Genomic DNA, 23,821 nt, shown 5'->3' with positions numbered 1-23,821 from the left:
TAACCTTACTTAGAGTAAAGTTCGACGATCAAGTGTTCATTGATGTCAGCTGATAGGTCAGAACGCTCAGGCATACGCTTGAATGTACCTTCCATTTTGCCAGCATCTACTTCAATCCAAGTTGGCTTTTCACGTTGTTCAGCAACTTCTAGAGCCGCTTTAATACGAGATTGCTGTTTAGCTTTCTCGCGGATAGAAACAACGTCGTTTGCCGCTACTTTGAAAGAAGGAACGTTTACAACTTTACCGTTAACTAGAATAGACTTGTGGCTAACTAGTTGACGAGATTCAGCACGAGTAGCGCCAAAGCCCATACGGTAAACTACGTTATCAAGACGACCTTCAAGAAGCTGAAGCAGGTTTGCACCTGTGTTGCCTTTAAGACGTGCAGCTTCTTTGTAGTAGTTGCGGAATTGTTTTTCTAGAACGCCGTAGATACGACGAACTTTTTGCTTCTCACGAAGCTGAACGCCATACTCAGATAGACGACCGCGACGAGCGCCGTGTACACCTGGTGCGTTATCAATTTTACACTTGGTATCGATCGCACGGACACCAGACTTAAGGAATAAGTCAGTACCTTCGCGACGGCTAAGCTTAAGCTTAGGACCCAAATATCTTGCCATGATCTTTCTCCAATATTCCTAGAAACGAAACTTAAACGCGACGTTTCTTAGGTGGACGACAACCGTTATGAGGGATTGGTGTCGCATCAACAATGTTAGTGATACGGAAACCAGCAGCGTTCAGTGCACGAACAGTAGATTCGCGACCTGGACCTGGACCCTTAACCATAACTTCCAAGTTCTTTAGGCCATATTCTTTAGCCATTTCACCACAACGCTCAGCTGCAACTTGTGCTGCGAACGGAGTAGATTTACGAGAACCACGGAAACCTGAACCACCTGCTGTAGCCCATGCAAGAGCGTTGCCTTGACGGTCAGTGATAGTTACGATTGTGTTGTTGAAAGAAGCATGAATGTGCGCTACGCCATCAGCTACTTGCTTGCGTACGCGCTTACGCGCGCGAGTTGGTTGTTTTGCCATTGTACTCTACCTTATCCGACTATTTCTTGATCGGCTTGCGCGGACCCTTACGGGTGCGAGCGTTGGTTTTAGTACGCTGTCCACGTAGTGGTAGACTGCGACGATGACGAAGACCGCGGTAACAGCCAAGGTCCATAAGACGCTTGATGTTCATCGATACTTCACGACGTAGATCACCTTCTACAGTGTACTTAGCTACACCATCACGCAGTTGATCGATCTGCTCTTCAGTTAGTTCACTGATCTTAGCATCTTCAGCAATACCCACTTCAGCTAGAATAGCTTGAGAGCGAGTTTTACCGATACCGTAGATTGCAGTAAGTGCAATTACAGAATGCTTATGATCAGGAATGTTAATGCCGGCTATACGGGCCATTATTCACTCCTAAGGGGTTCATAAAAGAATTATCCGCAGCAAAGCCCGTTATGGATACGCTGCGGCATACTACTTCTTTTGCACGCAAAAGGTAGGCCGAGGAATATACTCGACTCTACCTTGTATTTCAAGTAAAAATTTCTGCTAATTAGCCTTGGCGTTGCTTATGCTTTGGCTCACTGCAAATCACGCGAACGACACCGTTACGCTTGATAACTTTACAGTTACGGCAGATTTTTTTAACGGAAGCACGAACTTTCATTGCTAAACTCCGTAAATGGAATCGAAATTGTTACCACCGAATTAACGGCCGTAACCCTTCAGATTCGCTTTCTTTAACACAGAATCATACTGTTGTGACATCAGATGAGTCTGTACCTGTGCCATGAAATCCATGATAACTACCACTACGATTAGTAGTGATGTGCCGCCAAAGTAGAAACGAACGTTCCACGCGACCATCATGAACTCAGGAATCAGACATATAAAAGTAATGTATAGAGCGCCCGCAAGGGTTAGTCTAGTCATCACTTTATCGATATATTTCGCTGTCTGCTCACCTGGGCGGATACCGGGTACGAATGCACCAGACTTCTTCAAGTTATCAGCTGTTTCACGTGGGTTAAACACCAACGCTGTATAGAAGAAACAGAAGAAGATTATAGCTGCTGCATAAAGCATTACATACAAAGGTTGACCTGGGCTAAGAGCTAATGACACGTCAGTTAACCAACCGAACGCGCTGCTTTCACCATTTTGACCAAACCACTGCGCTAATGTTCCTGGGAACAAAATAATACTTGATGCGAAAATCGCTGGAATAACACCTGCCATATTAATCTTAAGAGGCAAGTGAGAGCTTTGTGCTGCAAAAACTTTACGACCTTGTTGACGTTTCGCATAGTTAACGACGATACGACGTTGACCACGTTCCATGAAAACTACGAAGTAAATAACAGCAAAAGACAATACAGCAATCAACAGCAGAAGAAGCACATGCAATTCACCTTGACGCGCTTGCTCGATTGTTTGACCGATTGCAGAAGGCAATCCAGCAACAATACCTGCAAAAATCAGAATGGAAATACCATTACCGATTCCTCGCTCAGTGATTTGTTCACCTAACCACATTAAGAACATGGTACCAGTTACTAAACTCACGGTAGCAATAAGCGTAAACATGGTTTGGTTGATAACAACCAGATTGTCGACCATGTTTGGTAAGCCTGTTGCGATACCAATAGCTTGGAATGTTGCAAGTACAAGCGTGCCGTAGCGTGTATATTGGCTTATCTTACGACGGCCTGCTTCACCCTCTTTCTTGAGTTCCGCTAACGCTGGATGAACTACAGTTAGCAATTGGACTACGATCGATGCCGAAATGTACGGCATGATACCCAATGCTAATATAGATGCACGCTCAAGAGCACCACCGGAGAACATGTTAAACATTTCTACGATGGTACCTTTTTGCTGATCGAACAAATCGGCAAGTACAGCTGCGTCAATACCAGGGATCGGCACAAAAGAGCCGGCTCGGAATACTAAAAGTGCACCAATTACGAATAATAAGCGCGACTTTAGTTCACTTAAGCCGCTCTGAGCACTACGAAAATCTTGTCCTGGTTTCTTAGCCATCTGTACCTCGTTCCTCGAGATTATTCCTCGATTTTACCGCCTGCAGCTTCGATTGCAGCTTTAGCGCCTTTAGTCACGCGTAGACCTTTAACAGTCACAGCTTTGCTTAGGTCACCAGAAAGAACGATCTTAACAAACTCGATGTTCTTAGTGATAACGTTAGCAGCTTTAAGGCTGTTAAGATCAACTACGTCACCTGTTACTTTCGCTAGCTCAGCTAGACGAACTTCAGCAGACACTAGGCTCTTACGAGAAGTGAAACCGAATTTAGGTAGACGTTGTTTTAGAGGCATTTGACCGCCTTCAAAACCTGGACGAACAGAGCCGCCAGAACGTGACTTTTGACCTTTGTGACCGCGGCCACCTGTTTTACCAAGGCCAGAACCGATACCACGACCTACACGCTTCTTAGAAGGTTTAGAGCCAGCAGCCGGTGATAGAGTATTCAAACGCATTCTGATTACTCCTCAATCTTAACCATGTAGTAAACCTTGTTGATCATACCGCGTACGCACGGTGTATCTTCAAGTTCTACTGTATGGTTGATGCGACGAAGACCTAGACCTTTAAGACACGCTTTGTGCTTAGGTAGGCGACCAATTGAGCTTTTAGTTTGAGTTACTTTAATAGTTGCCATCGTGTGCTTACTCCGAAATAGATTCAACAGTTAGACCACGTTTAGCAGCAACCATTTCTGGTGACTTAACGTCTACTAGAGCACCAATCGTTGCACGAACGATGTTGATCGGGTTCGTTGAACCGTATGCTTTAGAAAGTACGTTATGTACGCCCGCAACTTCAAGTACAGCACGCATTGCACCGCCGGCAATAACACCTGTACCTTCTGCAGCTGGCTGCATGTAAACTTTAGAGCCCGAATGACGACCTTTCACCGGGTGGTGAAGAGTGCCTTCGTTAAGCGATACTGTAACCATGTTACGGCGCGCTTTTTCCATTGCTTTTTGAATCGCAGCAGGTACTTCACGAGCTTTGCCGTAACCGAAACCTACGCGACCGTTACCGTCACCAACTACTGTTAGTGCAGTAAAGCTCATGATTCGACCACCTTTAACCGTCTTAGATACACGGTTAACTGCGATCAGCTTTTCTTGCAAATCATTAGCTTGTTGTTGTTCTTTAGCCATCTTCCAACCCTACCTTAGAATTTCAGACCAGCTTCGCGAGCAGATTCTGCTAGCGCCGCTACTCGACCGTGGTATTGGAAACCAGAACGATCAAATGCAACTGAAGCTACGCCTTTTTCAAGAGCGCGCTCAGCAACAGCTTTACCAACTGCTTTAGCTGCATCAACGTTACCAGTGTTCTTAACTTGCTCACGGATCGCTTTTTCTACAGTAGAAGCAGCTGCGATAACCTCAGAGCCGTTTGCCGCGATAACTTGTGCGTAAACATGGCGAGGAGTACGGTGTACTACCAGGCGAGTTGCACCAAGTTCTGCAATCTTACGACGTGCACGTGTAGCACGACGGATGCGAGATGCTTTCTTATCCATAGTGATACCTTACTTCTTCTTAGCTTCTTTAGTACGCACATTTTCATCTGCGTAACGAACACCTTTGCCTTTATAAGGCTCAGGAGCACGGTAAGAACGAATGTCAGCCGCAACTTGACCTACTACTTGCTTATCGCAACCAGTAATGATGATCTCAGTTTGGCTAGGGCACTCAGCTTTAATACCTTCAGGTAGAGCGTGCTCTACTGGGTGAGAAAAACCAAGAGTTAGAGCTACAGAGTTGCCTTTCATAGCAGCACGGTAACCAACACCCTTAAGAGTTAGCTTCTTAGTGAAGCCCTCAGTAACACCCACAACCATGTTATTAACTAGAGCGCGAGCTGTACCAGCTTGTGCCCATGCGTTAGTAACACCTTCTTTCGGACCGAAAGTTAGGTTGGTTTCTTCCTGTGCAATAACTACGGCGCTGTTAAGAACGCGAGTAAGCTCACCTTTGCTACCTTTTACAGTAACTTCTTGGCCGTTTAGTTTCACCTCTACGCCAGCTGGAATAGCGACAGGTGCTTTAGCAACACGAGACATAATCTACTCCTTAAGCTACGTAACAGATGATTTCACCGCCAAGACCTGCTTTACGAGCAGCACGGTCAGACATCAGACCCTTGGAAGTAGAAACAACTGCAATACCAAGACCACCCATCACTGTAGGTAAAGAGTCTTTATTTTTATAAACTCTTAGACCAGGACGTGATACACGCTTGATTTGCTCGATTACAGGTTTAGCTTGGAAGTACTTAAGAGTAACTTCTAGCTCAGGTTTTGCTTCGCTGTTAACAGCGAAGTCTACGATGTAACCTTCAGCTTTAAGTAATGCAGCAATTGCAACTTTAAGCTTTGAAGAAGGCATTTTTACAGCAACTTTGTTTGCTGCCTGACCGTTACGAACTCGGGTCAGCATATCCGAAATCGGATCTTGCATGCTCATAAGATTTACTCCAAATGATTAAGTGGCAATTACCAGCTAGCCTTACGAAGACCCGGAATCTCGCCTTTCATGCAAGCTTCACGAACCTTAATGCGGCTTAGACCGAATTTACGTAGGTAACCGTGTGGACGACCAGTTTGGTTGCAACGGTTGCGCTGACGTGATGCACTTGAATCACGTGGAAGAGATTGCAGTTTAAGAACCGCATTCCAACGATCTTCTTCAGATGCGTTTACATCGCTAATGATAACTTTTAGCGCAGAACGCTTTTCAGCGAACTTAGCTACTAGTTTTGCACGTTTAGCTTCACGTGCTTTCATTGATTGTTTAGCCATAACAGTAACCCTACCCTTACTTACGGAATGGGAAGTTAAAGGCAGCCAGCAGAGCTCGGCCTTCCTCATCGGAACCCGCAGAAGTCGTGATAGTGATATCAAGACCGCGGACACGATCGACTTTATCGTAGTCGATTTCCGGAAAGATGATTTGCTCGCGAACGCCCATGCTGTAGTTACCGCGACCGTCAAAAGACTTAGCGCTAACACCACGGAAATCACGTACACGTGGAAGTGCGATAGAGATTAAACGCTCTAAAAATTCCCACATGCGCTCACCACGCAAGGTTACTTTACAACCAATTGGGTAGCCTTCACGAATTTTGAAACCAGCTACAGATTTACGCGCTTTAGTGATAAGTGGCTTTTGACCAGAGATCGTTGCCATATCAGCTGCTGCGTTTTCTAGCAGTTTCTTATCGTTGATTGCTTCACCAACGCCCATATTTAGGGTGATTTTCTCAATCCTAGGGACTTGCATGACGCTTGTGTAGCTGAACTCTTTGGTAAGCTCAGCGACTACAGACGACTTGTAGTAATCATGCAGTTTCGCCATAGTAGAACTCCAAATTACTTCTAATTAGTTAGAAACAGTTTCGCCGTTAGATTTGAAGAAACGAACTTTCTTGCCATCTTCGATACGGAAACCGATACGGTCTGCTTTACCAGTAGCCGCGTTAAAAACAGCAACGTTAGAAGCATCAATAGCTGCTTCTTGTTCAACGATGCCACCTTGTTGACCTAGAGCCGGAACCGGCTTTTGGTGTTTCTTAACAAGGTTGATGCCTTCAACGATAACTTTACCAGTTGTCAGAACCTTAGTTACTTTACCTTTCTTGCCTTTATCTTTACCAGCAAGAATGATTACTTCGTCATTACGACGGATTTTAGCTGCCATATTGCCGCTCCTTACAGAACTTCAGGTGCTAGTGATACAATCTTCATGAATTTCGCGTTACGAAGTTCACGAGTCACAGGACCAAAGATACGTGTGCCGACTGGTTGCTCAGTAGTGTCATTTAACAATACACAAGCATTACTGTCGAAGCGAATGACAGAACCGTCTGGGCGACGAACGCCTTTACGGGTGCGCACTACTACCGCCTTCAGAACATCACCTTTCTTTACTTTACCGCGAGGAATCGCTTCCTTCACTGTAACCTTGATGACGTCACCGATATGTGCATAACGGCGGTGAGAGCCACCCAGAACCTTAATACACATTACCTTGCGCGCGCCAGAGTTATCTGCTGCGTCAAGTGTACTTTGCATCTGGATCATTGTTAGTGCTCCGCTAAATATTAAAACTAGACCCTCTCGGGTCGGGCTGCCTCTTTAAAAGGGACGCGAATTGTACCACCCTTTTTTTAAATTGGGTAGACAAAAAACAAGCGGCTCCAAAAAATAATTTGGAGCCGCTTATAAGTTATAGAATTACAAAGATTAAATCTTCGCTTTTTCTAGAACTTTAACCAATGTCCAAGACTTAGTCTTAGACAGAGGACGACACTCAGCGATTTCAACTTTGTCGCCTAGGCCACAAGTGTTGTCTTCGTCGTGTGCGTGTACTTTAGTCGTGCGTTTGATGAACTTACCGTAAATTGGGTGTTTTACAGTGCGTTCAATAGCAACAACGATAGACTTGTCCATCTTGTCGCTTACTACACGGCCTTGCTGGATGCGGTTAGTTTCGCTCATTATGCGCCTGCCTTTTCAGTCAAAACAGTTTTCACACGTGCGATGTCACGGCGTACAGCTTTTAGAGTATGAGTTTGCTGAAGTTGACCAGTTGCAGCTTGCATGCGCAAGTTGAACTGTTCACGTAGCAAATTCAATAGCTCAGCGTTAAGCTCTTCAACGTTCTTTTCGCGTAGATCTTGTGCTTTCATCACATCACCTGCTTAGTTACAAAAGTAGTTTTAACAGGCAGTTTACGTGCCGCTAGGCGGAACGCTTCACGTGCCAACTCTTCAGGTACGCCATTCATCTCGTACATAACTTTGCCTGGTTGGATTTGAGCAACCCAGTACGCAACTGAACCTTTACCTTTACCTTGACGAACTTCAAGAGGCTTTTCAGTAATTGGCTTGTCTGGGAATACACGAATCCAGATTTGACCTTGACGCTTAATGTGACGTGTCATAGCACGACGTGCCGCTTCGATTTGACGTGCAGTCAGACGACCACGGCCAACAGCTTTAAGACCGAATTCGCCGAAGCTTACTTCAGTACCTTTAGCTAGACCACGGTTACGACCAGTCATAACCTTGCGGAACTTAGTACGTTTTGGTTGTAGCATCGTTCGACTCCTTACTTACGGCCTTTACGCTGCTTCTTAGGCTTATCGCCTTTTGGCTCTACTGCGTTAGCAGCTGGCATACCGCCTAGAATCTCACCTTTGAAGATCCAAACTTTAATGCCGATCACACCGTATTGAGTGTGAGCCGAAGAAGTTGCGTAATCAATGTCTGCACGTAGAGTGTGTAGAGGCACACGGCCTTCACGGTACCACTCAGAACGTGCGATTTCAGCACCGCCAAGACGGCCGCCTACTTGTACTTTGATGCCTTTAGCGCCTAGACGCATAGCATTTTGTACCGCACGCTTCATTGCACGACGGAACATAACACGACGCTCTAGTTGAGACGCGATGCTATCAGCTACAAGCTGACCATCTAGCTCAGGCTTACGTACTTCAGCGATGTTAATTTGCGCTGGTACACCTGCGATTTTAGCTACAGCTGCGCGTAGCTTCTCTACGTCTTCACCTTTCTTACCGATAACAACGCCAGGACGAGCAGTGTGAATAGTCACACGGATGCTCTTAGCTGGACGCTCGATAACGATACGAGATAATGATGCTTTTTGTAGTTCCTTTGTAAGGAACTGACGTACCTTGAAGTCGCCGTCTAGGTTGTCAGCGAATTCGTTGGTATTAGCAAACCATGTAGCATTCCAAGGCTTAACGATGCCAAGACGAATACCATTAGGATGTACTTTCTGACCCATTGCTTACTCTCCTAGTCTTTAGCGATCTGCTACAACAATAGTGATGTGGCTTGAACGCTTCAAGATACGATCCGCACGACCTTTAGCACGAGGCATAATACGCTTCATGATAGGGCCCTCATCTACGAAGATTTTAGCGACATTTAGATCGTCGATATCTGCACCTTCGTTATGTTCCGCGTTAGCGATAGCTGACTCAAGAACCTTCTTAACTAATACAGCAGCTTTTTTGTTGCTGAAAGTTAGAATTTCTAGAGCTTGGTCTACCGACTTACCGCGAATTTGGTCTGCAACTAAGCGAGCTTTCTGTGGAGAAATACGAGCAAAGTTATGTTTAGCTAAAGCTTCCATCATCTACTCCTTATTTCTTCTTAGCTTTCTTATCTGCAGCATGACCGCGATAAGTACGAGTTGGTGCAAATTCGCCCAGTTTGTGACCGATCATTTCTTCGGTAACGAAAACTGGAACGTGCTGACGACCATTATGGACAGCGATGGTCAAACCAATCATTGTTGGGATGATCATTGAGCGACGGGACCAAGTCTTAATAGGCTTTTTGTCTCCGCTTTCCACCGCTTTCTCTACCTTCTTCAGCAAGTGTAGGTCAATAAAAGGACCTTTCTTGAGAGAACGTGGCATGGCGATTCCTCTTTATAAATTATTTAGTGCGACGACGTACGATGTACTTGTCAGTGCGCTTGTTCTTACGAGTCTTGAAGCCCTTAGTAGGAACGCCCCAAGGAGAAACTGGGTGACGACCACCAGATGTGCGGCCTTCACCACCACCATGTGGGTGATCCACCGGGTTCATTACTACACCACGTACGGTTGGACGTACGCCGCGCCAGCGTGAAGCACCAGCTTTACCAAGTTCACGTAGCATATGCTCAGAGTTTCCAACTTCACCGATCGTTGCACGACCTTCAGAAAGAACTTTGCGCATCTCACCAGAACGTAGACGGATAGTTACGTATGCACCATCGCGAGCGATGATTTGAGCATAAGCACCAGCCGAACGAGCTAGTTGAGCACCTTTACCAGGCTTAAGTTCAACACAGTGTACAGTAGAACCTACTGGGATGTTGCGCATCGGCAGAGTGTTACCTGCTTTGATTGCAGCATCTACGCCAGATTGAATCTGGTCGCCTGCGTTAACACCTTTAGGTGCAATGATGTAACGACGCTCACCGTCTGCGTACAGAACTAGAGCGATGTTAGCACTACGGTTTGGATCGTATTCTAGACGCTCAACTTTCGCTGGGATGCCATCTTTAGTACGTTTGAAGTCAATTACACGGTAATGGTGCTTATGACCACCACCGATGTGACGTACTGTAATACGACCGTTGTTGTTACGACCACCGTTCTTAGAGTTTTTCTCTAGAAGTGGTGCGTATGGCTTACCCTTGTGTAGGTCAGCGTTAACAACTTTAACGACGTGACGACGACCAGGGGAAGTCGGCTTACATTTAACAATAGCCATTTTTACTACTCCTGTTATTCCGCGCCGCCAACGAAGTCAAGATCTTGACCTTCTTTCAAAGTAACGTAGGCTTTCTTAACGTCTGAACGACGGCCTTCACGCATACCTTGACGTTTGGTCTTACCCTTTAATACAAGAGTATTTACAGACTTAACTTCAACTTCAAATAGCTTTTCTACAGCTGCTTTGATCTCTTTCTTAGTTGCATCTTTAGCTACTTTGAAAACGATAGTGTTCGCTTTCTCAGCTGCCATAGTTGCTTTTTCAGAGATGTGCGGAGCACGTAGAACTTTTAAGATACGCTCTTCAGTGATCATGCTAGCATCTCCTCAACTTGCTTAACTGCGTCAGCAGTCATTAGAACCTTGTCGAAAGCGATTAGTGATACTGGATCAACACCAGCAACATCACGTGCATCTACTTTGTATAGGTTACGAGCAGCTAAGAATAGATTTTCATCTACTTCGCCAGTCACAATCAGAACGTCGCTTAGCTCAAGCTCTTTAAGCTTAGCTACAAGTTCTTTTGTTTTTGGTGCTTCTACAGAGAAGTTATCAACAACGATTAAACGCTCTTGACGAACTAGCTCAGAAAGAATGCTCTTCATAGCACCGCGGTACATTTTTTTGTTTACTTTTTGGCTGTGATCTTGTGGTTTCGCAGCAAAAGTAACACCACCTGTACGCCAGATTGGGCTACGAATTGTACCAGCACGTGCGCGGCCAGTACCTTTTTGACGCCATGGCTTAGCGCCACCGCCAGATACTTCAGAACGAGTCTTTTGAGCACGAGTACCTTGACGAGCACCTGCTGCATATGCAACAACTACTTGGTGTACAAGAGCTTCGTTGAAGTCACGTCCGAAAGTAGTCTCGGAAACAGTTAGTGCATCAGCACCTTTAACCATCAATTCCATTACTTACTCCTAGACGTTATGCTTTAACAGCAGGTTTTACGATCACGTTTCCGCCTGTTGAGCCCGGTACTGCACCTTTAATAAGGAGTAGATTGCGCTCAGCGTCAACACGTACGATCTCTAGGTTTTGAGTCGTTACACGCTCAGCACCCATGTGACCTGCCATTTTCTTGCCTTTAAACACGCGGCCTGGAGTTTGACATTGGCCAATTGAACCCGGTGCGCGGTGAGACAAAGAGTTACCGTGAGTCATATCTTGAGTAGAGAAGTTCCAACGCTTGATAGCGCCTTGGAAGCCTTTACCTTTAGATGTACCAGTAACGTCTACTTTTTTAATTTCGTTGAAAAGTTCTACGTTTAGCTCAGCGCCAACTTCAAACTCTTCGCCGTTTTCTAAACGGAATTCCCAAAGACCGCGACCTGCTTCTACACCCGCTTTCGCGAAGTGACCAGCTTCAGGTTTAGTTACACGGTTAGCTTTCTTAGCACCAGTAGTTACTTGGATTGCTGCGTAGCCGTCTGTCTCAAGAGTTTTAACTTGAGAAATACGGTTCGCTTCAACCTCAACAACAGTTACTGGGATAGAAACGCCTTCTTCAGTAAATACGCGGGTCATACCCACTTTACGTCCGACTAGACCAATCATTATTCTTATCTCCCTTAACCTAGGCTGATTTGAACATCAACGCCAGCTGCAAGATCAAGACGCATTAGAGCATCAACAGTTTTATCTGTTGGCTCAACGATGTCGATCAAACGCTTGTGAGTACGGATTTCGTACTGATCACGTGCATCTTTGTTGACGTGTGGAGAGGTAAGAACAGTGAAACGCTCTTTACGAGTAGGAAGTGGAATAGGACCACGAACCTGTGCGCCAGTACGTTTTGCTGTTTCAACGATTTCCGCAGTTGAAGCATCGATTAGCTTGTAATCAAACGCTTTAAGGCGGATACGAATACGTTGGTTCTGCATGAGACAGAGCTCCAATTATTAAAAATTACACAAACAATATCGCCACTCAAACCCGATAAAACGAGAGAATGCCGATTGATTTATGTGAAACCGTAGCACCCAAAATTAGGACGCATTGTCAGTTAACTTTTGAAGTAAACAAGAAGTTTACTATTTTTATTAACCGCGAACATAAGCTGAGTATACATTACTAGGTAAGACCTACTCCTCAGTGCTCATTGGTTCACAACCAGCGTTAGCCAGTGCGATGCATTATACAGATCACACTTTAGTATGCAAGTAGTGTTGGAAAAATAATCGCAATTTATAGGAAGTTGGTTTTGTATCGAGAGGGAAGAAGACAGATGGAAGGTAATATTTCTTTTGAGAAAACAAAAGGGAAGCCGAAGCTCCCCTTTTCAGATGCGTGCTCTTCTAATGAAGAGAGTGCAAAAATCTAAATGCTATTAAGCGAAGATTTTAGCTACAACACCAGCACCAACTGTACGGCCACCTTCGCGGATTGCGAAACGTAGACCTTCGTCCATTGCGATTGGAGCGATTAGCTCAACAGTCATTTGAACGTTGTCACCTGGCATTACCATTTCTACGCCTTCTGGTAGAGTGATGTCGCCTGTTACGTCAGTTGTACGGAAGTAGAACTGTGGACGGTAACCTTTGAAGAAAGGAGTGTGACGGCCGCCTTCGTCTTTAGAAAGTACGTATACTTCAGACTCAAACTTAGTGTGTGGGTTGATAGAACCTTTCGCAGAAAGTACTTGACCACGTTCAACGTCATCACGCTTAGTACCACGTAGAAGTGCACCAACGTTCTCACCTGCACGACCTTCGTCAAGCAGTTTACGGAACATTTCAACACCAGTACAAGTAGTAAGAGTAGTCTCTTTGATACCAACGATTTCTACTTCGTCACCTACACGTAGGATACCGCGCTCGATACGACCAGTTACAACAGTACCACGACCTTGAATTGAGAATACATCTTCAATTGGTAGTAGGAACGGTTGGTCAACTGCACGCTCTGGCTCAGGAATGTAAGAATCTAGTGCTTCTGCAAGCTCAACGATCTTGTCTTCCCACTGCTTCTCGCCGTTTAGTGCGCCAAGTGCAGAACCTTGGATAACTGGTAGGTCATCACCTGGGAAGTCGTATTCAGAAAGAAGTTCACGAACTTCCATCTCAACTAGCTCAAGTAGCTCTTCGTCATCTACCATGTCACATTTGTTCATGAATACGATGATGTAAGGGATACCAACTTGACGACCAAGTAGGATGTGCTCACGAGTTTGAGGCATAGGGCCGTCAGTCGCAGCAACAACTAGGATACCGCCGTCCATTTGTGCAGCACCAGTGATCATGTTTTTAACATAATCCGCGTGTCCTGGACAGTCTACGTGTGCGTAGTGACGTGCTGGAGTGTCGTACTCAACGTGAGAAGTTGCGATTGTGATACCGCGCTCACGCTCTTCTGGAGCGTTATCGATAGATGCGAAATCTTTAGCAACACCGCCGTATACTTTTGCAAGAGTAGTACAGATAGCAGCAGTTAGAGTTGTTTTACCGTGGTCAACGTGGCCGATAGTACCAACGTTTACGTGCGGTTTCGTACGTTCAAATTTTTCTTTAGACACAATCGTGTTCCTTCCTAGTTATGATTCGCCACGTTCATTATTGAGCGAGACGCGCCAGAAATTGCTATTTTATGCGCCAACTCTCGTTAGCGCAATATTTGGACGCATTGTTCTTTCAAAAAATGAAAAAAAATGCCTTCCTTTTGTTTAACCACGCTCTGCAATGATTGCTTTTGCAACATTGTTAGGCACTTCAGCGTACTCACTAAACTCCATAGAGTAAGAAGCACGACCTTGTGTCGCAGAACGTAAATCAGTTGCGTAACCGAACATGACAGACAACGGAACTTGTGCACGAATTATCTTCAGGCCAGCTGTCCCCTCGTCCATACCTTCGATGATGCCGCGACGACGGTTAATATCGCCAACAACGTCACCCATCCAGTCTTCTGGAGTAGTTACTTCAACTTTCATCATAGGCTCAAGCAGAACCGGTTGCGCTTCAAGTGCACCCGTTCTGAAAGCCATAGAGGCAGCGATTGTAAACGCCATCTCACTTGAATCTGTTTCATGGTAAGAACCATCATATAGTGTAGCTTTGATATCCAAAACTGGATAGCCAGCAAGCACACCATTGTTCATCTGCTCTTCAACGCCTTTAGCAACTGAAGCGATAAACTCTTTCGGTACGATACCATTGGCAATTTCATCCACAAAGACAAAGCCTTCGCCAGCTTCTGATGGTTCTAGTTTCAGCCATACGTGACCGTACTGACCTTTACCACCATGTTCACGGATAAATTTACCTTCCGCTTTCGCTGTACCACGAATAGTCTCACGGTAAGCCACTTGCGGGTTACCAACGTTGCAGTTCACGCTAAATTCGCGCTTCATACGGTCAACGATGATATCTAAGTGTAGTTCACCCATACCAGAAATCAGAGTCTGGCCAGTTTCCGCATCCATATCAACGCGGAACGATGGGTCTTCCGCTGCTAGTTTACCTAGAGCGATAGTCATTTTATCTTGATCAGCTTGAGAGCTTGGCTCTACAACGATCTGAATAACTGGGTCTGGGAACTCCATGCGCTCAAGAACAATCTTATGGTTCTGGTCACAAAGGGTTTCACCAGTAGTCACATCTTTCAGGCCAATGATGGCTGCGATGTCACCTGCTCGTACTTCTTTTACTTCTTCTCGCTTGTTTGAGTGCATTTGAACAATGCGACCTAAGCGTTCACGTTGTTTCTTCACAGAGTTATAAGCTGTTTTACCGCTTTCAACAACACCAGAGTAAACACGGATGAAAGTTAAAGTACCAACGAATGGGTCTGTTGCAATCTTAAATGCTAGCGCTGAGAACGGTTCTTTGTCGTCTGCGTGACGCTCTGCTTCGTTCTCATCTTCATCGATACCTTTAATTGCAGGTACATCGACTGGAGAAGGAAGGAAATCAACAACTGCATCTAGAACAGCTTGTACACCTTTGTTTTTGAATGCACTACCACAAGTAGCAAGTACGATTTCATTATTAAGGGTACGAGTACGAAGACCTTGTTTGATTTCAGCTTCTGTTAGTTCACCTTCTTCAAGGTACTTATCCATCAGCTCTTCATTTGCTTCTGCAGCAGCTTCAACAAGTTCTGTACGATATTCTTCAGCCATTTCTTGCATGTCTGCAGGAATATCTTCGTACGTGAAAGTCATGCCTTGGTCAGCTTCATTCCAGTTAATTGCCTTCATCTTGATAAGATCGACAACGCCTTGGAAGTTTTCTTCAGCACCAATGTTCAGTTGAATTGGAACAGGAGTTGCGCCTAAGCGGTCCTTGATCTGTTCAACTACGCGCAAGAAGTCAGCGCCGGTACGGTCCATTTTATTAACGAAAACCATACGTGGAACTTGGTACTTATCAGCTTGACGCCATACTGTCTCTGACTGAGGTTCAACACCAGATGAGCCACAGAACACAACAACTGCACCATCAAGCACACGCAGAGAACGTTCTACTTCGATTGTGAAGTCAACGTGTCCAGGAGTGTCGATGATGTTAATACGGTGGTCCGAGAACTGAGCTTCCATACCACGCCAAAACGTAGTGGTTGCTGCTGAAGTGATCGTAATACCGCGCTCTTGCTCTTGCTCCATCCAGTCCATGGTTGCTGCACCATCGTGAACTTCGCCGATTTTGTGAGAAAGACCGGTATAGAACAGAATACGTTCACTTGTGGTTGTTTTACCTGCATCTACGTGAGCAACGATACCGATATTACGGTATTGCTCTATAGGAGTTTTACGAGCCACGGTTGAATCCTCTTATTAGAGACTTAGGGACTATTGCTATGTCTAGATTAGGCGTTAAAAGCGATACTTCGCTAAAAATTGCTTGCCCTAGAAATAGCAATAGTTCCTAGCATAAGCATAGGAACTAAAGAAGTGCTGCAAGGAACCTTGCAGCACTAAAAAGGTATTACCAACGGTAATGTGCGAACGCTTTGTTTGCGTCAGCCATGCGGTGAACGTCTTCACGTTTCTTAACCGCAGTACCTTTGTTCTCAGACGCGTCTAGCATTTCAGCAGCTAGGCGTTGAGCCATAGATTTTTCACCACGCTTACGCGCAGCTTCAACTACCCAACGCATAGCAAGAGCGTTACGGCGAACCGGACGAACTTCTACAGGTACTTGGTAAGTTGAACCACCTACACGGCGAGATTTAACTTCTACCGCTGGGCGAACATTTTCAAGAGCTTCTTCAAATACAGCTAAGTGGTCTTTACCAGACTTCTCAGCCATTGAATCTAGTGCAGTGTAAACGATTTTTTCTGCAGTAGATTTCTTTCCGTCAACCATAAGGATGTTAACGAATTTTGCCAGCAATTCAGATTTGAACTTAGGATCTGGAAGGATCTTACGCTGACCTATTACGCGACGACGTGGCATGGATATTCTCCGTTGTCTTCTTCAGGTTTTTTCCAAAACTTTTCAGAATAATAAATAAAATAGTGTTTGGCCTTACTTAACGATTTCTTTTTAAAAAAGAGAATCAATTAAGACTTAGGACGTTTCACACCGTACTTAGAACGACCTTGTTTACGGTCGTTAACGCCAGCACAGTCAAGTGCGCCGCGAACAGTGTGGTAACGAACACCCGGAAGGTCTTTTACACGACCGCCACGGATTAGTACAACACTGTGCTCTTGTAGGTTGTGGCCTTCACCGCCGATGTACGAAGTTACTTCGAAACCGTTAGTTAGACGTACACGACATACTTTACGTAGTGCCGAGTTAGGTTTTTTAGGTGTAGTAGTGTAAACACGAGTACATACACCACGTTTTTGTGGGCACGCTTCTAGTGCAGGCACGTTGCTTTTAACAACTTGCTTTACACGAGGTTTGCGAACCAACTGGTTAATAGTTGCCATTAACTAGCTCCTGAAATTTACTTGAAAGTAAGCTTTGTGAAAAATCTATCCCTAATCACAAGTCGTAATTAGGGACGCAAAATTCTATTCAGCAGTGGGAGGTGTGTCAAGAAATATACAGATCTTTTTTAGCCGTCTAGAGCTCAGGATGGTCTACTTTTAACCAAACTGATAAAACACAGCTACCAAGTGACTGATTTGTCGTTCAAAACCGTCAGTTTAACGAAGCCATCGAAGTCAACTTGATCAATGGTACTTGAGACAAGTAGTTGTAAACCTCGGCTATCGAGATCTGGTTTTAACACCGACACCTGCTCTACTGCGCAGATTTGAGTGAATAACTCATGATTGGGAAGGCAAACATACACCGCATCTTCCACCAAAAGATACTGATCTTGTGGCTGAGAATAGGTCAATGCGAGTTTAAGTTTGTCGACTGATTTTACAATATGAAGCATAGCGTCCCCTAGAAAGTCAGTATCTGTTGGCACTGAGCTAACTTCTGCGTTAACTCGTCGGCTTCAACGGTGGTCACATCGATCAGCAGGTTGTCTGCTGAAAGACCAAACTGACTCAGACTAAGCTGACACACATACACCTGTTCGATGTCGTACAGGTCCATAAGTTTGAATGCAGAGATGTAGTCACGCGATAGTGTTTCGTCGGGCTGCTGCGCTTTGAGAAGCTGTGTCACGCCATCGCCAACAAAGAACACGGCAATGTCTTCACTATATGCGGACGCAGCAAGCAGGGCGTCTAACCCTTCTCTACCCGCAGCGGTCGTATGAGGGAAACTGTTAAATATAAAGGCTAACTTTCTCAAAACTGCACAACCCTATCTTGCGTTAGTAGCGCTTCCGATAAGCTCCCTAATCCGGCTTGAGTAAATCCAGTGGCTAGATTAGAGGCACTTAGTTGATGTTGCTCTGCTTCTTCAGAGCTAATCACTCCGCGTCTTAGCGCAGCTGCCACACAGGTTTCAAGGCTAACATCGTGTTCATCAGCCAGCTTTTGCCAAGCAGAAGCTAAATCAAATTCATCGTTAGCCGGTACGGTAAGGTCTGAGCCGTTACTCACGCCATCTTGATAGAAGAACACACTGTGAAGTTTGTGGCCCTGTTTAATCAGAGCCACGGCAAACTGGTAGGCACTTCTTGCTGACTGTGAGCCATAGACTGGCCCATTCACTAGGAGTGTATAGCTTAGCAACCCTCTTCATCCTCTGTTTTACGTTGGCGGATGTATAGGTACACGGTGTGCTTAGAGATGTTCAGTCGCTCAGCAACGCGGTTGATCGCGTCTTTAATATCGAAAATACCTTTGTCGTACAGCTCCATCACGATCTGACGGTTCTTAGTATTGTTCGATACCGATTTGTCAGCGTTAATTTCTTCAATGGTGCGTTCAACCGTTTGGTCGACAAGTTCTTCAACGTCACTAGCGAAGTTAACCGATGATGCGGCTTCGTCTGCGTCTTGTGTAGGCATGAACGATTGCAGCACTTGTGAGAATGGCGCGTCTAGATTCACGTTAATACACAGTAGGCCAATCACTCGGTCTTCACCGTTGCGGATAGCAACCGTGATCGACTTCATCAACACTCCGCCTTTAGCGCGAGTGAAGTATGAACGTGAGAAGTTACGCTTAGAACCTTCAATATCTTTTAGCATCTTCAATGCAAGATCGGTAATCGGCGAGCCAACCTGACGACCTGTATTTTCGCCGTTGGCAATTTTAATCGCAGAAGTATTGAGGTCTTCTAAAGAGTGCAAAACGATTTCACAAAACGGACCAATAAGGCTCGCAATACCGTCAACAACGGCCTCATAAGATCTTAGAATGATTTTATCGTGTTCACTGAATGGCATAACGTGGACTGATTCCATTTCAAGTAACACATCTGCATTGACTGTTTCTGTAGTAGTCACTTATTCCTTACCTTCGTGTGAAAAATCAACAAATTTATGTAAGTTTATCAGAAAATTTTAATTGCACACCTAGCTAACATTGCAACTAGTGATTTAGAACAAGTTTAAAAATCAAATACTCATCTTCAAATCATAAAAAAAGCCTAACTCAAAGTTAGGCTTTTTATTCAATCAACGTATTTTAGTACGAGGCTTTTAACCGATATTACTGTGCAGGAGCTGCTTCAGCGTTATCGATGTTTAGTAGTTCTACTTCGAATACTAGCGTTGAGTTAGCTGGGATAGTCGGTGTGTCTTGCTCACCGTATGCTAGCTCTGGCGGGATAACGAACTTGTACTTAGAACCAACTTGCATCAGTTGTACGCCTTCAGTCCAGCCTGGGATTACGCGGTTTAGTGGGAATGTTGCTGGTTCGCCACGATCGTAAGAGCTGTCGAACTGAGTACCGTCTGTTAGCGTACCTTTGTAGTGTACTTGAACGGTATCAGTGTCTTTTGGAGAAGCGCCTTCACCAGCAGTCATTACTTGGTAAAGTAGACCAGATTCAGTTTGCTTAACGCCTTCAGTTTTAGCGAACTCAGCGCGGAAGTCATCACCGGCTTTCTTCACTTCTGCAGATTTTTCTGCCGCTTGTGCTTGCATCGTTTCAGCAACACGCTTGTCTAGAGCTTCAAGAGCTGCGCGAGTTTCTTCTTCGTTAAGTGCTGTTTTCTCTGCGAATACGTCTTCGATACCTTGAAGAACCATATCTTTGTCTAGGTTGATACCTAGCTCGCTTGGCTTATCAATGCTTGTGCTTAGGTAGTTAGCGAAAGATACACCGATTGCGTAAGCCGCTTTGTCATCTTCTGTTTTAAAGTTTACTGCTTCAACTTTAACTTCTTCTACCTGTGGAGCTTCTGCCTTTGGTTCTTCTTTCTGACAACCAACTGCTAGCATAACCGTTGCGGCAAGCAGTGATACTTTTAAAACTGATTTCATTGAATTCTCCAATTAATGGCCAAGCCATTGGTTATTGTGCACAAATCTAATGATTAGATTGGTGTGAATACGTTAGTTATAACAATATACTAGTCATATGTCTTTCGACACAAACCGGATTATTAGATGTGATGCGAATATTTTTCCACTCATTGCTATGTACAATTGTCATCACCTTGTTAAATGGTTGCTTTTTCTTCCAAGATGATGAGCAGCGTTGGGAAATTGAGCCCAATGGTGCCACCAGCTTTGCACTCAGCAGAGAGGGACGCTTCGCCCTGCTCTACTCTCAGCAAAAGCAACTGCTCCTTTGGGACCTCGCCGAAGACCAAGAGTTGGCTCAGCTTGGTCCACAAGACCAGTTAGAAAACCAAGTATCGCGTATCCGTATCTCGGACAATGGCCGTTTTGCCATTACCGCTAGCCAGATGAACTTCGCCGTTTGGGACTTATCTTGGACTCAAGCACAAGGGCTCTGGTCTATCTCCGACGGCTTGATTCGCGATGTCGATATCTCTAGCAATGGTGAAAAAGTACTGCTTGGCCTTTCTAATGGAAAAGCCATCTATGTGGACTTAGTCACCGGACGCCGTCTGGAGTTCCTTGCTCACCGAGAAAAAGTGAATTCAGTCTCCCTCTCTTCTAATGGCCGCTACGCATTATCAGGCGGCAACGACTACAAAGCTTACCTTTGGGATACCGAGTCGGGCTTGGTGTTGCGCACCTTTGAGCATGAACAAAGAGTAGTACGAGTCGCGCTACAACGCGATGGTGAACTGGCTTTTACCTCTGATGGCGGCAATCAAGCGATGATTTGGGATCTTGAAACGGGCGAACCTCAAGCGCAATTGCAAAGCTGGTCTCGACAGTTGATTTTTTCGAGTGCTCGTTTTTCTGATGACGGCAGCATGTTGGTGACGGGCACGCCATCCAGCCAAGTGAGTGTGTGGAATACTCAGGATGGCAAACGAATTTCTCGCCACGATGCTGAGCCACTAAAAGATGCTCGCCCTCCTCGTGCGGTAGTGTATGATGCAGCCTTTGATGATAAGAACCGTGTGATATCGGGCACCTCTGCGGGCATTGCCCAAGCTTGGAATGTGGATTAAGAACGATGACAGAAAAGCGAGTTGAACAACTAGAAAGCCGCGTAAATGACCTAGAGTGTCAGCTAGCTTTCCAAGAACAGACCATTGAAGAACTCAATGAAGCGCTTAGCCAACAACAAATGTTAATCACGAGAATGCAAGATCAGATGAAGTTCGTGGTTGGCAAAGTAAAAAATATGGATGGCTCTAATCTAGCTGACGCATCAGAAGAGACGCCACCTCCACACTATTAAGTGCGGTTCAAAATAACCAATTAAATCTAACGACGCATATCGTTAGTTTCTCGTCCTCAATGTGTAAACACATTTCAGGACGGGACATAGAAAACTAAAAGGGCGACAGATACTTATCTGTCGCCCTTTTGTTTATTTCATCTCAGTGAATAAGCTAAAGCCAATTAAGCCGATACCAACTTAGTCGTCGGCATAAATCTTCACTTCAACACGACCTTGAGTATCAACGCTTGCACGATACATTCCTGAGCTGTTCATACCAAAATGTATATCGCCTTGGCCATCGATAGCGATCAAGCCACCTTCTCCACCCATGGTTTTCAATTCACCTTGAATGATCGTTTCACAAGCGGTGTGCACATCTTCTTTCAGATAACGCATTCGTGCTGCGACATCACTGGCGACCATTTTACGTAGGAAGAACTCACCCATCCCGGTTGTTGAGACGGCAACATTGCCATTTTCAGCGATGGTTCCTGCACCAATGATCGGAGAGTCACCCACACGACCGTATTTCTTATTGGTCACGCCACCGGTACTGGTTGCTGCCGCTAAGTTACCCGCTTGGTCTAATGCGACCGCACCAACCGTGCCGTACTTTTTATCGTCAGGGTATTTCTCAGCTTGCTGCTGATCATATTTCGCTTCAGACAGAGCAAAGATGCCTTTCTCTTTCATCGACTGAAGTTGGTCATAGCGGCGCTCAGTAAAGAAGTAGTCTTGCTCGGTAAAGGTGTAGTCATGCTCAAACGCAAACTTCTCGGCACCTTCACCAATCAGCAACACATGGTCGCTTTTCCGCATCACATCACGTGCAAGCTCAATTGGGTTTTTGATATGGCGAACGCCTGCAATAGCACCTGCATCCATTTCGCGGCCATGCATCACAGAAGCGTCCATCTCAACAAATTCATCATGCGTTAAAACAGAGCCCCTACCGGCATTAAAGTGCGGGCTGTCTTCCATCACCTTAACCGATGCCACTACCGCATCCAGAGCATCACCACCCGATTGCAATATTTGATAACCAGCCAAAACCGATTTTTCCAAAGCCTCGGTAATACCCGCTTTTAATTCATAGCTCATTTGCTCGCGCAAGATGGTTCCTGCACCACCATGAATGGCAATTGAAAAAGGCTGTGACATACAAACTCTCCACTGACGTCGTCTTATAATGTTGTGCTATCAATACCACATCCATGGTTCGATGTCTGATAACGAAAACCAAACTTTTACGAATGCTTAGATTTGCGGACACTTAGTTTGGTAGAGAAAAGCGAGGTCAAAAAGCGAGACTCCTAAACGCAAAAAGCCTCCACAAGGGAGGCTTTCAAGATTCTTAAACTAAACCGTTAATTCGGTATTAGTGAGAACCACAGCTACCGCCGCCGCAGCAGCCGTCTTTTTTCTCTTCACCGTGGTCATGGCCTTCGCCACCACAGCAACCGCCTTCGTGGTCATGATCGTGGTCGTGACCGCCACAGCCGCCTTCTTGGTGTACGTGACCGTGTTGAACTTCTTCTTCAGTCGCTTCACGAACCGCTACAACTTCAACGTCAAACGTTAGAGTTTGGCCAGCTAGCATGTGGTTACCATCAACAACAACTTCGTCGCCATCTACTTCAGTAACTTCAACGGGGATTGGACCTTGGTCAGTATCCGCTAGGAAACGCATGCCAACTTCGATTTGCTCAACACCTTGGAATACGTCAGCAGGAACACGTTGAACTAGTGCGTCGTTGTGTTCGCCGTATGCGTCTTCTGGAGTAACAGTTGCAGAGAACTTGTCGCCAGCTACTTTGCCTTCAAGCTCTTTTTCAAGACCTGTAATTAGGTTGTTGTGACCGTGAAGGTAATCTAGTGGAGCTTCTGCAGTTGATTGGTCAACTACTACGCCATCTTCAAGTTTCACTTGATATGCAACACTAACTACTACGTTCTTTTCAATTTTCATGAGAGCTCCAAGGAGGTTTGGACTAAGCTCGAACAGTTGAGCTTAGGAAAAATTCTGTACCGGGATATTATGGGGATCAATTAACGAAACTCAATCATTCTGGCTTAAAAATACCGATCATTTCTTGATTCGCGTGTTCAGATTTCTCTACAGTTTTCGGTTTACGCTGTTCTGTGAAGTCACAATCGACACATTCCACCAGCTCGATATTATTTTCAATCCACCAACGGAGTGTGTCTTGAGTACTGCAACTTGGGCAGCTTGCCCCTGCGATAAAGCGTTTTTTCTGTTTCACGTTCATATCCTTTACTACTCTGGATTCGCGGTTCTTCCCACTCACTTTATTGATAAGTTAAGCAGAGACCGCGTTTATTATTAGGTTAGT

At 45.2% G+C, this 23,821-nt stretch carries 40 protein-coding genes; 2 read left to right on the top strand and 38 right to left on the bottom strand.

The window, feature by feature from the left end; genetic code table 11:
* Positions 1-5: 5 nt before the first annotated feature.
* From rpsD to fkpA, 35 genes are all read right to left on the bottom strand, one after another.
* Positions 6-626, bottom strand: a complete 621-nt coding sequence (gene rpsD, locus AB6D93_RS04580) for a 30S ribosomal protein S4 (RefSeq protein ID WP_004738777.1) — start codon at positions 624-626, stop codon at positions 6-8.
* Between the two features lie 31 nt (positions 627-657).
* Positions 658-1,047 (bottom strand): 30S ribosomal protein S11, encoded by a 390-nt coding sequence (rpsK, locus tag AB6D93_RS04575; protein WP_004738778.1) that lies wholly within the window; start codon positions 1,045-1,047, stop codon positions 658-660.
* 19 nt (positions 1,048-1,066) lie between these two features.
* Positions 1,067-1,423 carry a 30S ribosomal protein S13 gene (gene rpsM, locus AB6D93_RS04570; RefSeq protein WP_004738779.1) on the bottom strand — a complete coding sequence of 119 codons (357 nt, stop codon included), beginning with the start codon at positions 1,421-1,423 and terminating at the stop codon, positions 1,067-1,069.
* Between the two features lie 148 nt (positions 1,424-1,571).
* Positions 1,572-1,685, bottom strand: coding sequence for a 50S ribosomal protein L36 (gene rpmJ, locus AB6D93_RS04565; RefSeq protein ID WP_000868186.1), 114 nt, complete (start codon positions 1,683-1,685; stop codon positions 1,572-1,574).
* A 41-nt stretch (positions 1,686-1,726) separates the two neighbouring features.
* Positions 1,727-3,061 (bottom strand): preprotein translocase subunit SecY, encoded by a 1,335-nt coding sequence (secY, locus tag AB6D93_RS04560; RefSeq protein WP_004738781.1) that lies wholly within the window; start codon positions 3,059-3,061, stop codon positions 1,727-1,729.
* Positions 3,062-3,081: 20 nt separating this feature from the next.
* A complete protein-coding gene (gene rplO, locus AB6D93_RS04555) occupies positions 3,082-3,516 on the bottom strand; it encodes a 50S ribosomal protein L15 (protein ID WP_004736758.1) in 435 nt (144 codons plus the stop codon).
* A gap of 5 nt (positions 3,517-3,521) precedes the next feature.
* Positions 3,522-3,698 (bottom strand): 50S ribosomal protein L30, encoded by a 177-nt coding sequence (gene rpmD, locus AB6D93_RS04550; protein ID WP_004736756.1) that lies wholly within the window; start codon positions 3,696-3,698, stop codon positions 3,522-3,524.
* 7 nt (positions 3,699-3,705) lie between these two features.
* Positions 3,706-4,206, bottom strand: coding sequence for a 30S ribosomal protein S5 (gene rpsE / locus AB6D93_RS04545; protein WP_017061307.1), 501 nt, complete (start codon positions 4,204-4,206; stop codon positions 3,706-3,708).
* A gap of 14 nt (positions 4,207-4,220) precedes the next feature.
* Positions 4,221-4,574: a 50S ribosomal protein L18 gene (gene rplR, locus AB6D93_RS04540; RefSeq protein WP_004738784.1), complete on the bottom strand. Its 354-nt coding sequence runs from the start codon at positions 4,572-4,574 to the stop codon at positions 4,221-4,223.
* Positions 4,575-4,583: 9 nt separating this feature from the next.
* Positions 4,584-5,117: a 50S ribosomal protein L6 gene (gene rplF, locus AB6D93_RS04535; protein ID WP_017063712.1), complete on the bottom strand. Its 534-nt coding sequence runs from the start codon at positions 5,115-5,117 to the stop codon at positions 4,584-4,586.
* Positions 5,118-5,127: 10 nt separating this feature from the next.
* The gene (gene rpsH / locus AB6D93_RS04530) at positions 5,128-5,520 is read right to left on the bottom strand and encodes a 30S ribosomal protein S8 (protein ID WP_017061309.1); all 393 of its coding nucleotides are present in this window, start codon (positions 5,518-5,520) and stop codon (positions 5,128-5,130) included.
* A gap of 29 nt (positions 5,521-5,549) precedes the next feature.
* Positions 5,550-5,855, bottom strand: a complete 306-nt coding sequence (gene rpsN / locus AB6D93_RS04525) for a 30S ribosomal protein S14 (RefSeq protein ID WP_004738789.1) — start codon at positions 5,853-5,855, stop codon at positions 5,550-5,552.
* A 16-nt stretch (positions 5,856-5,871) separates the two neighbouring features.
* A complete protein-coding gene (gene rplE, locus AB6D93_RS04520; protein ID WP_004738790.1) occupies positions 5,872-6,411 on the bottom strand; it encodes a 50S ribosomal protein L5 in 540 nt (179 codons plus the stop codon).
* Positions 6,412-6,435: 24 nt separating this feature from the next.
* Complete coding sequence (gene rplX / locus AB6D93_RS04515) at positions 6,436-6,753, bottom strand: 50S ribosomal protein L24 (protein ID WP_004738792.1); 318 nt, start codon at positions 6,751-6,753, stop codon at positions 6,436-6,438.
* An 11-nt stretch (positions 6,754-6,764) separates the two neighbouring features.
* Positions 6,765-7,136, bottom strand: coding sequence for a 50S ribosomal protein L14 (rplN, locus tag AB6D93_RS04510; RefSeq protein ID WP_004736740.1), 372 nt, complete (start codon positions 7,134-7,136; stop codon positions 6,765-6,767).
* 162 nt (positions 7,137-7,298) lie between these two features.
* Positions 7,299-7,553: a 30S ribosomal protein S17 gene (gene rpsQ, locus AB6D93_RS04505; protein ID WP_004736739.1), complete on the bottom strand. Its 255-nt coding sequence runs from the start codon at positions 7,551-7,553 to the stop codon at positions 7,299-7,301.
* Positions 7,553-7,744, bottom strand: coding sequence for a 50S ribosomal protein L29 (gene rpmC, locus AB6D93_RS04500; RefSeq protein ID WP_004736737.1), 192 nt, complete (start codon positions 7,742-7,744; stop codon positions 7,553-7,555). Before rpmC ends, rpsQ begins: the two co-directional genes overlap by 1 nt.
* The gene (gene rplP, locus AB6D93_RS04495) at positions 7,744-8,154 is read right to left on the bottom strand and encodes a 50S ribosomal protein L16 (RefSeq protein WP_004736736.1); all 411 of its coding nucleotides are present in this window, start codon (positions 8,152-8,154) and stop codon (positions 7,744-7,746) included. The genes rpmC and rplP overlap by 1 nt, the downstream gene beginning before the upstream one ends.
* An 11-nt stretch (positions 8,155-8,165) precedes the next feature.
* Complete coding sequence (gene rpsC, locus AB6D93_RS04490) at positions 8,166-8,864, bottom strand: 30S ribosomal protein S3 (RefSeq protein WP_004736734.1); 699 nt, start codon at positions 8,862-8,864, stop codon at positions 8,166-8,168.
* Between the two features lie 18 nt (positions 8,865-8,882).
* Positions 8,883-9,215 (bottom strand): 50S ribosomal protein L22, encoded by a 333-nt coding sequence (rplV, locus tag AB6D93_RS04485; RefSeq protein ID WP_004736732.1) that lies wholly within the window; start codon positions 9,213-9,215, stop codon positions 8,883-8,885.
* A 10-nt stretch (positions 9,216-9,225) separates the two neighbouring features.
* Positions 9,226-9,504 (bottom strand): 30S ribosomal protein S19, encoded by a 279-nt coding sequence (gene rpsS / locus AB6D93_RS04480; protein ID WP_004736729.1) that lies wholly within the window; start codon positions 9,502-9,504, stop codon positions 9,226-9,228.
* A 19-nt stretch (positions 9,505-9,523) separates the two neighbouring features.
* The gene (gene rplB / locus AB6D93_RS04475; RefSeq protein ID WP_010435149.1) at positions 9,524-10,348 is read right to left on the bottom strand and encodes a 50S ribosomal protein L2; all 825 of its coding nucleotides are present in this window, start codon (positions 10,346-10,348) and stop codon (positions 9,524-9,526) included.
* 14 nt (positions 10,349-10,362) lie between these two features.
* Positions 10,363-10,665 (bottom strand): 50S ribosomal protein L23, encoded by a 303-nt coding sequence (gene rplW / locus AB6D93_RS04470; RefSeq protein ID WP_004736765.1) that lies wholly within the window; start codon positions 10,663-10,665, stop codon positions 10,363-10,365.
* Complete coding sequence (gene rplD / locus AB6D93_RS04465; protein ID WP_004738803.1) at positions 10,662-11,264, bottom strand: 50S ribosomal protein L4; 603 nt, start codon at positions 11,262-11,264, stop codon at positions 10,662-10,664. Before rplD ends, rplW begins: the two co-directional genes overlap by 4 nt.
* A 16-nt stretch (positions 11,265-11,280) precedes the next feature.
* On the bottom strand, positions 11,281-11,910 hold the full coding sequence (rplC, locus tag AB6D93_RS04460; RefSeq protein WP_004736763.1) for a 50S ribosomal protein L3: 630 nt from the start codon (positions 11,908-11,910) through the stop codon (positions 11,281-11,283).
* Between the two features lie 14 nt (positions 11,911-11,924).
* The gene (gene rpsJ, locus AB6D93_RS04455; protein WP_004736761.1) at positions 11,925-12,236 is read right to left on the bottom strand and encodes a 30S ribosomal protein S10; all 312 of its coding nucleotides are present in this window, start codon (positions 12,234-12,236) and stop codon (positions 11,925-11,927) included.
* 446 nt (positions 12,237-12,682) lie between these two features.
* A complete protein-coding gene (gene tuf / locus AB6D93_RS04450; RefSeq protein WP_010435158.1) occupies positions 12,683-13,867 on the bottom strand; it encodes an elongation factor Tu in 1,185 nt (394 codons plus the stop codon).
* 147 nt (positions 13,868-14,014) lie between these two features.
* The gene (gene fusA, locus AB6D93_RS04445; protein ID WP_017061101.1) at positions 14,015-16,111 is read right to left on the bottom strand and encodes an elongation factor G; all 2,097 of its coding nucleotides are present in this window, start codon (positions 16,109-16,111) and stop codon (positions 14,015-14,017) included.
* Positions 16,112-16,277: 166 nt separating this feature from the next.
* Positions 16,278-16,748 (bottom strand): 30S ribosomal protein S7, encoded by a 471-nt coding sequence (gene rpsG / locus AB6D93_RS04440; protein ID WP_010435163.1) that lies wholly within the window; start codon positions 16,746-16,748, stop codon positions 16,278-16,280.
* Between the two features lie 107 nt (positions 16,749-16,855).
* Entirely contained in the window at positions 16,856-17,230 is a 375-nt protein-coding gene (gene rpsL / locus AB6D93_RS04435) for a 30S ribosomal protein S12 (protein WP_004737194.1), read from the bottom strand.
* 182 nt (positions 17,231-17,412) lie between these two features.
* Positions 17,413-17,688 (bottom strand): sulfurtransferase complex subunit TusB, encoded by a 276-nt coding sequence (gene tusB / locus AB6D93_RS04430; RefSeq protein ID WP_017063711.1) that lies wholly within the window; start codon positions 17,686-17,688, stop codon positions 17,413-17,415.
* Between the two features lie 8 nt (positions 17,689-17,696).
* Complete coding sequence (gene tusC, locus AB6D93_RS04425) at positions 17,697-18,053, bottom strand: sulfurtransferase complex subunit TusC (protein ID WP_102333877.1); 357 nt, start codon at positions 18,051-18,053, stop codon at positions 17,697-17,699.
* Positions 18,050-18,439: a sulfurtransferase complex subunit TusD gene (gene tusD, locus AB6D93_RS04420; protein WP_017063709.1), complete on the bottom strand. Its 390-nt coding sequence runs from the start codon at positions 18,437-18,439 to the stop codon at positions 18,050-18,052. Before tusD ends, tusC begins: the two co-directional genes overlap by 4 nt.
* Positions 18,433-19,158 (bottom strand): transcriptional regulator, encoded by a 726-nt coding sequence (locus tag AB6D93_RS04415; protein WP_004729851.1) that lies wholly within the window; start codon positions 19,156-19,158, stop codon positions 18,433-18,435. Before AB6D93_RS04415 ends, tusD begins: the two co-directional genes overlap by 7 nt.
* A gap of 205 nt (positions 19,159-19,363) precedes the next feature.
* On the bottom strand, positions 19,364-20,140 hold the full coding sequence (gene fkpA / locus AB6D93_RS04410) for an FKBP-type peptidyl-prolyl cis-trans isomerase (RefSeq protein WP_017061105.1): 777 nt from the start codon (positions 20,138-20,140) through the stop codon (positions 19,364-19,366).
* A 131-nt stretch (positions 20,141-20,271) separates the two neighbouring features.
* On the opposite strand from fkpA, the gene AB6D93_RS04405 reads away from it, so the two are divergent.
* Both AB6D93_RS04405 and AB6D93_RS04400 read left to right on the top strand, forming a co-directional pair.
* Complete coding sequence (locus tag AB6D93_RS04405) at positions 20,272-21,249, top strand: WD40 repeat domain-containing protein (RefSeq protein WP_102333878.1); 978 nt, start codon at positions 20,272-20,274, stop codon at positions 21,247-21,249.
* 5 nt (positions 21,250-21,254) lie between these two features.
* Positions 21,255-21,482: a SlyX family protein gene (locus AB6D93_RS04400; RefSeq protein ID WP_009848930.1), complete on the top strand. Its 228-nt coding sequence runs from the start codon at positions 21,255-21,257 to the stop codon at positions 21,480-21,482.
* A gap of 180 nt (positions 21,483-21,662) precedes the next feature.
* On the opposite strand, the gene AB6D93_RS04395 is transcribed toward AB6D93_RS04400, so the two are convergent.
* The 3 genes from AB6D93_RS04395 to AB6D93_RS04385 all read right to left on the bottom strand — a co-directional run bounded on the left by AB6D93_RS04395 (position 21,663) and on the right by AB6D93_RS04385 (position 23,731).
* Positions 21,663-22,628: an isoaspartyl peptidase/L-asparaginase family protein gene (locus AB6D93_RS04395; RefSeq protein WP_017066209.1), complete on the bottom strand. Its 966-nt coding sequence runs from the start codon at positions 22,626-22,628 to the stop codon at positions 21,663-21,665.
* A gap of 217 nt (positions 22,629-22,845) precedes the next feature.
* Positions 22,846-23,436 (bottom strand): peptidylprolyl isomerase, encoded by a 591-nt coding sequence (slyD, locus tag AB6D93_RS04390; protein ID WP_017061108.1) that lies wholly within the window; start codon positions 23,434-23,436, stop codon positions 22,846-22,848.
* Positions 23,437-23,530: 94 nt separating this feature from the next.
* Positions 23,531-23,731 (bottom strand): YheV family putative zinc ribbon protein, encoded by a 201-nt coding sequence (locus AB6D93_RS04385; protein WP_019825339.1) that lies wholly within the window; start codon positions 23,729-23,731, stop codon positions 23,531-23,533.
* Between the last annotated feature and the right edge of the window lie 90 nt (positions 23,732-23,821).

The organism is Vibrio sp. 10N.247.310.23 (genome assembly GCF_041467155.1).
GTDB lineage: Bacteria > Pseudomonadota > Gammaproteobacteria > Enterobacterales > Vibrionaceae > Vibrio > Vibrio crassostreae_C.
This window is presented reverse-complemented; position numbering and strand designations above follow the sequence as displayed.